The sequence below is a fragment of the Streptomyces sp. HB132 genome, assembly GCF_016909575.1.
In the GTDB taxonomy this organism is placed as follows: domain Bacteria; phylum Actinomycetota; class Actinomycetes; order Streptomycetales; family Streptomycetaceae; genus Streptomyces.
This window is the reverse complement of the sequence record NZ_JAFBGA010000008.1, coordinates 323,976-330,183: the sequence shown is the minus strand read 5'-3', so window position 1 is coordinate 330,183 and position 6,208 is coordinate 323,976. Positions and strand designations below refer to the sequence as shown.

The following is a 6,208-nucleotide window of genomic DNA, read 5'->3' as shown; positions in this document are numbered from 1 at the left end:
AGCGTCCTCGACGACCCGCCGCCGGCCTAACCGGCGTCGGCCTCCATCGCCCGCACCAGACCGGCGGGCCGCATATCGGTCCAGGCACCCTCGATCACGTCGAGACACTCCTGACGCGACCCTTCCGGCCCGTCGGCGCGCCAGCCGCCCGGAACGTCGATATGCGCGGGCCACAAGGAGTACTGGCCCTCGTCGTTCACCAACGCCACGAACCGCCCCGACTCGTCATCGAAAGGATTGGTCACGTCCGTCCCCCCACTTGTTCTCACTCTTTCCACGACACGTTCATCAGGCATGTCCGGGCGCGCCGCTTCGGTCCATTCCGCGGCACACCACCCAGCCCCGGCCCCCGCGACGCGGTCAACCGGTCGCATGGAACGGAGATACGTTACGTCTCCATACCGCCGACATACCTGTACCTGATCCGGGGTCAACCCGACGTCACCCGTTCACGTCAATCACATTAGAGGACCCGCGGCCACGAACGGCGCGTATTCGCCTGATTACTTACAAGCACTCGAGTGGGCGCCACGGAGTGCGCCGGCCTGCGGAATATGCCAACCGCAGCTGTTCGAAGAAATTCAGCCACCCCATGTCCTTATGGTGCTGGTAGAACTTGATATGAACCAGACATTTTCGGATAGCCGCCGGCGTGCGCCCGCGCGCCTTCGCACTTTGTGGAGGTCACGCCAAGCTCCCGTGCGCCGGTTACGCGCCCCTGTCGTCCGCAAGCCATGGGCGTTGTAGAACATTCCGAGGCGGAACTCCTGGCCGCGGTCGCCCGCCGCGTGATCGAGCCCATCAACGCCGCGCAGTGCGCCGGGCTCGACCGACTGCTCGCCGGCACCTCGGACCCCGCGGTCACCGAACTGGTGGAGGCAGTCGCGGGGCCGCTGTTCGACGAGATGCCGCCGGTGACGAGGGCGGTGCCCGGACATGCAGGCTCATCTTGACGATCCTCAGCGACCCGGCCGAGGAGGGGCGCGGCTGGACCGGTCCGGCCGAGGACACGGTCCGTGAGCGCTACCTGGCGGCCTTCGGGCGCGCACTGCGCGACCTTTCCCCGGTGGAGTTGCGGTTCCGGATGCGGGAAATCCTCGCCGTGCCTGCCGTGGACCGAGTCGAGGTCTACCAGCAGCACGCCCCGGCCTGCCTGTCCCCGGTAGCCGGCGAGGCAGGCCGGCACTGGGCGATCACGTTCCTGACAGCAGCGATGAGCGCACCACCGACAGGGACCTGACCACTCGCGTCGACCAGGAGGCGGGCCCGGTCAGGTCCGAAGGCCGCTCGCGGCTCTTCGGGCCCTCGAACGATTCCCTTCGGCGGGCAGGGGTTTCACAGCAGGAGGTCTCGCTGGTACCAGGTGCCCGGCTCGCCGCCGAGATCGGCCGGGTCGGCCGGGCCGGCCGGGGCGAACCCGGTGTTGGTCAGGACCTTCCGGGACGCGGCGTTGTCGTGGGAGGCGGCCGCCCGCAGTGTGCGCAGGCCGTGCGTCGATGTAGCCGTCCGGCACAACTCCCGGACGGTGGCGGTCGCCACGCCGCGGCCGGCGACCCGCTCCGCGACCCGGTAGCCGAGTCTGGCCGTGCCGTCCTCCAGGTCGTACAGGTTGAACCTGCCGAGTACCGAGCCGTCCTCGGCTACGAGCACGTAGAAGGCGCAGACGCCGGCCTCCTGCTCGGCCAACGAGGCGCTGTACCGGGCGGTGAACCGGTCGAAGAAGTCGTCGCCGCGGTCGGAGACCGCGGCAGCGAAGTAGGCGCGGTTCGCCAGCTCGAAGGCCAGGACCGCAGGGGCGTGGTCGGCGTGCAACCGCTTCAGCTCGGGCATTGCGCGACTCTACCCAGCTCGTGCGCTGAGGCCACCTGAGTTTCCCGCCCCTGGCGGACAGTCCCAGGACCAGGGCAAGCAGCGTTCCAGGGCCGGAGCACCGGTGCCACGCGCGCTCTCGATCAGCAGGTCGATCGCTTCCACGTGCGGACCTGACTCCTCCGGTCCGTGCGGGTCCGCGTTCCCGTGTCCAGGAAAAGCTTCGGTGGAGGGGCCAACCTGGCTGACGGCTACACGGGCTGCTGGGCCGCCGCACAGGCATCGGCCCGGCAGGCTGCCACCGCAGCTCGACCGCCGTGGCACGGTCCTGCTCGCGAAGGGGCACGGTCATCGTCGGCAGCGGCACATCGGCCTCCTCGTGCACGCACCGCCGGGCGCCACACGGAGCTTCGTCGGACCGTCCGTCGAGCCGCCCGTGCCCCCTCATCTCATCCAGCAGCCATCAGGATCCCGTCAGCAGCGCCTCCAGTGCCACCGCCGTATCGGGGTGGCGGCCGACGAGGACCGCGCCCGCCGGCGCGGACACCTCCGTCTCCCAGGTGCCCTCCCAGCCCAGCAGCTCCGCCACGCTGTCGCACGTCTCCGGGTGAGCGGCGAGCAGTGCGGCACGACCGGCCGTGTCGCCCCCGGCAGCCGCCGTGACGGGCTCTTCCGGGGCGGCCTGCCACGGTGCGACCCACGCGTCCAGCGCCGCCAGGCGACCGGGGAAGACGCGTCCGGCCTCACGGATCAGCAGCGGAGCCAGGTCGGCGCCCTCCGAGCGCAGAGTGGTGATCAGCGTCGGCAGCCAGGGCAGCAGCACCGGGTCCGGCAGCCGTGCGAAGGCCTTCGAGACCGCCTCCACGACGAAGTCGGCGAGTTGCGGGACCGGTTCCAGCGCATGCAGGAATCCGCTGAGATAGCGCGGATAGGCGGGCACCACCAGCGGGTCGGCCAGCAGTTCGTCGCACCGCTGCCGCAACTCGCCGCAGGACAGCTGTCCGAGATGTACCTGAGCCGCCCACAGCAGGGCCACCCTGGACGGCTCCTGCGGGTGCGACTGGGCGAAGGCGAGCTCCAGCTGGGTCCGGTCGCAGCCGAGCGACAGGGCCAGGCTCTCCATGCTGAAGAGGAATCCCAGCATCGCGGCGACCTGGCGTACGGTCGCGTCCTCGTCGGTGAAGGCCGTCGGCAGGAGAGTGCAGTAGTGCGCGTACCCCGTCTTGGCGAAGGACTCGATCCACGACGGCAGCACCGGTCGGCTGATCCGGTAGTACGCCAGGAGCCGGCGCACCCTGCGCAGGACCTCCGGCGCCCCGTCGACGCTGCGCTCGGTGGCCAGCACCTCGAGGGCGCGGATGCCGAGCTCGTCGGCGAGGCGGCCGCTGCGCAGATGCAGCACGGCGTCCTCGACGGCCGCGAGGACCTGCGCGGTGGTGGCGTTCGGGGCGTACGCGGCGCGCCGCAGGCGCTGCTCCAGGACCTGCTCGATGCTGACGCCCTCGTAACCGAGCTCGATGAGCGCGCGCTGATGCGTGCCCAGCGCCAGGTCCCACGACTCCTGCACCGACTGCTTGCCGAGCTCCCTCTCGCCCATGATCGGCCGTGCGGCGCCGTGCGGCATCAGGTGGCGCAGCATCCACAGCACGTCGGAGCACTGCCGCAGTTCAGGCTGGGACGTCATGTCGAGCAGGGCCCGCTGCATACCGCGCTGCTGCAGCTTGAGATTCAGCGGGGCCAGGCGGTCGTGCACGTCGCGGGCCAGGGGCGGCAGCGCGTCGTAACCGACCCGGCCGATCCGGTCGCCCCCCATCAGGATCTCCACGAGGCGGCGGACGTCGCGCCTGCCGGGCACGGTCTCCTTCTCGATGCAGGTGACCGCCGCGTCCTGGAAGTCGTACGGGGTGGGCCTGGCCCGGTCCCGCATACCGGCCAGCAGGATCGACGTCTCGAAGACGGCGATGGCGTCGGCGGTGGAGGCGAGGTAGCCGTTCCGGCGGGCGGAGCGCACGATCTCCACGGACCAGCCGAGGAGTTCGGCCTCGTCCAGCCGGTCCAGTGCAGGTGGGCTCTGCAGGAAGCCGGAAAGCTTGTCGGAGGGGGCCATCGCGGCCACGGGGGCGGCCGCCGCGGCGGCCTTCCTCGGTTTCGCCGCCTTCTTCGCGCCATCCTGGCCCGCCAGCCGGAACGGCCGCACCCGGGTGCGCTCGATGTTCTTGGACCACTGCGTGGCGGCGATCGACACGGAGCCGGCTGCCAGTCCGAACTGCGCCTCGATCGCCGCGTGGCTGGACGGGATCAGGCCGTACTGCCAGGTGCTCTCGCTCGGCGGGCTGATCTCGAAGGTGTCGCTGCCGTGGACACCGAACTCCTCGACCCGGCTCGACGCGTGGAACGCGCCGCAGACATAGAGGCAGTCCTCGGGGTCGGTGCCGGTCGCGGCGAGGTGCTCACGCATCCGGGTCCACATGTAGCGCTCACGGTCCTCGTCCACCCGGACCCGGCCCGTGTCCCCCGGGGCCAGGCGGCGGAAGAGGCTGCCGATGAGGAGCATGACCTGGCGGTAGGTGTCGTGGTCGCTGTCACCGAGGGGCAGCTCGACGTACTGGTGCCACCACTCCGACCAGTGCCGCACGCGGCCGTGGTGCAGGAGGTGCTCCTCGAGTTCGGCGAAACGTGGCCGCAGGTCGCCGATCTCCACCCCGACGGCGTCGCCGTGCAGCGCCGCCCCCTCCTCGGCGGGCCGGTCGTCCGCACCGGCGGGATCCGTCTCGCCCGCCTGCCACTGGAACACGTGGTCGGAGGACCGGTCCACGAGGACCAGTTCGACGCCCGGGGTGTCCAACGCGTAGGAGATGGCCTGGTATTCGGCGGAGGCCTCGGTGATCGGGGCCACGACCGACAGGGGTGCCCAGTCAGCCGGGAAGCCCTTGACCTCGCTCGCGAAGGCCTGGACGGCCACCGGCAGCCGGCAGTTGCGGAGCTCCGACAGCAGGGGCGCCATGTCCTCGCACAGCTCCAGATACACCACCTTCGGCTGCTTCTCCCGCAGCCGCCGTGCCATGGCGACCGCTGACGCGGGCGAGTGGTGGCATACGGGGAAGATCTCCAGGGGCTCGCGTACGGCGCGGTCGACATCGTCGACCATGCCGAGGAGGATGCCCTGCAGCGCGTCCGGGCCGTCGGCGAACTCTGCTGCCGCGTCCTGCAGTTGTCCCCGCAGGGCATCGAAGGGCGTCCCCTCGCTCCGGGCACTCATGACAGGGTGGCGATCGCGTCGCGGCCGCCCTCCAGGAACTCCGGCCAGCTGCCGCCCTCCTCCTTGCTGCGCGGCTCGACGACGCCGTGCAGGTACTTGTTGAGGATGGCGAGGTCCTCGGGTTCGCGTCGCGCCAGAGATCCGACGAGCGAGGAGGCGAGGGTGCGGGCGGTCAGCGCGCGCTCGCCGAAGAAGTTGCTGTGCAGGATCGCGTCCTCCAGTACACCGATCTGCTCGGCGCTCGACAGCGCGGACTCCAGCTTCTCGTCGTCGCTGCCCGCCGCGGCGGCGGAGGCCCGCAGGTCGGCGAAGCTCTGCAGCAGTACGTCGAGGAGGGTCGGCGGCACGTCCAGCTCGATCTGATGGCGGCGCAGCAGTTCCTCGGTGCGGAAGCGGACGATCTCCGCCTCGCTCTTCTTGTTCGTCACGACCGGGATGCGGACGAAGTTGAAGCGGCGCTTGAGTGCGGAGGACAGGTCGTTGACACCGCGGTCGCGGCTGTTGGCCGTCGCGATGACGGAGAAGCCGGGCTTGGCGAAGACGATGTTGTCGCTGTCCATCTCCGGGACCGAGATGTACTTCTCCGACAGGATCGAGATCAGTGCGTCCTGGACGTCGCTGGTGGAACGGGTGAGCTCCTCGAAACGGCCGATCGCCCCCGTCTCCATCGCGGTCATGATCGGTGAGGGGATCATCGACTCCCGCGACTGGCCCTTGGAGATCACCATGGACACGTTCCACGAGTACTTGATGTGGTCCTCGGTGGTGCCGGCCGTGCCCTGCACCACGAGCGTGGAGTTACGGGAGATGGCGGCGGACAGCAGCTCCGCCAGCCAGCTCTTGCCCGTGCCGGGGTCCCCGATGAGCAGCAGGCCCCGGTCGGAGGCCAGTGTGACGATGGAGCGCTCGACGAAGCTGCGGTCGCCGTACCACTTCTGGGAGATCTCCCGATCGAGGCCGTCGGAGCGCTCGGATCCGAGGATGAACAGGCGGACCATCTTCGGCGACAGCCGCCAGGAGAACGGCTTGGGGCCGTCGTCGACCGACTCCAGCCAGTCGAGCTCCTCGGCGTACTTGATCTCGGCGGGGGCGCGCAACAGGTCGGACATGTGTGGGGCCTTTCTGAGGGTTCGGGTTCGA

The 6,208-nt window shown here is 70.0% G+C and carries 6 protein-coding genes; 2 read left to right on the top strand and 4 right to left on the bottom strand.

The features are described 5' to 3' along the window. Nucleotides 1-26 precede the first annotated feature (26 nt). Nucleotides 27-245, bottom strand: coding sequence for an MbtH family protein (locus JOC24_RS20155; RefSeq protein WP_307792735.1), 219 nt, complete (start codon nucleotides 243-245; stop codon nucleotides 27-29). Nucleotides 246-734: 489 nt separating this feature from the next. Here JOC24_RS20155 and JOC24_RS33415 point away from each other — a divergent pair, with 489 nt between their 5' ends. Both JOC24_RS33415 and JOC24_RS33410 read left to right on the top strand, forming a co-directional pair. After that, the gene (locus JOC24_RS33415) at nucleotides 735-953 is read left to right on the top strand and encodes a hypothetical protein (protein ID WP_239580695.1); all 219 of its coding nucleotides are present in this window, start codon (nucleotides 735-737) and stop codon (nucleotides 951-953) included. Beyond that, entirely contained in the window at nucleotides 950-1,240 is a 291-nt protein-coding gene (locus JOC24_RS33410; RefSeq protein WP_239580694.1) for a hypothetical protein, read from the top strand. Before JOC24_RS33415 ends, JOC24_RS33410 begins: the two co-directional genes overlap by 4 nt. Nucleotides 1,241-1,335: 95 nt before the next feature. Here JOC24_RS33410 and JOC24_RS20145 read toward each other — a convergent pair whose 3' ends face one another. From JOC24_RS20145 to JOC24_RS20135, 3 genes are all read right to left on the bottom strand, one after another. Further along, nucleotides 1,336-1,830 carry a GNAT family N-acetyltransferase gene (locus JOC24_RS20145; RefSeq protein WP_205021731.1) on the bottom strand — a complete coding sequence of 165 codons (495 nt, stop codon included), beginning with the start codon at nucleotides 1,828-1,830 and terminating at the stop codon, nucleotides 1,336-1,338. A 442-nt stretch (nucleotides 1,831-2,272) separates the two neighbouring features. After that, a complete protein-coding gene (locus tag JOC24_RS20140; RefSeq protein WP_205021730.1) occupies nucleotides 2,273-5,068 on the bottom strand; it encodes a DUF5682 family protein in 2,796 nt (931 codons plus the stop codon). Beyond that, nucleotides 5,065-6,177 (bottom strand): ATP-binding protein, encoded by a 1,113-nt coding sequence (locus JOC24_RS20135; RefSeq protein WP_033302095.1) that lies wholly within the window; start codon nucleotides 6,175-6,177, stop codon nucleotides 5,065-5,067. Before JOC24_RS20135 ends, JOC24_RS20140 begins: the two co-directional genes overlap by 4 nt. Between the last annotated feature and the right edge of the window lie 31 nt (nucleotides 6,178-6,208).

Bases quoted from the DNA above. Each gene is read 5' to 3' on its own strand.
- JOC24_RS33415 (WP_239580695.1), top strand. From the start codon at position 735: ATGGGCGTTGTAGAACATTCCGAGGCGGAACTCCTGGCCGCGGTCGCC.
- JOC24_RS20145 (WP_205021731.1), bottom strand. From the start codon at position 1,830: ATGCCCGAGCTGAAGCGGTTGCACGCCGACCACGCCCCTGCGGTCCTG.
- JOC24_RS20140 (WP_205021730.1), bottom strand. From the start codon at position 5,068: ATGAGTGCCCGGAGCGAGGGGACGCCCTTCGATGCCCTGCGGGGACAA.
- JOC24_RS20135 (WP_033302095.1), bottom strand. From the start codon at position 6,177: ATGTCCGACCTGTTGCGCGCCCCCGCCGAGATCAAGTACGCCGAGGAG.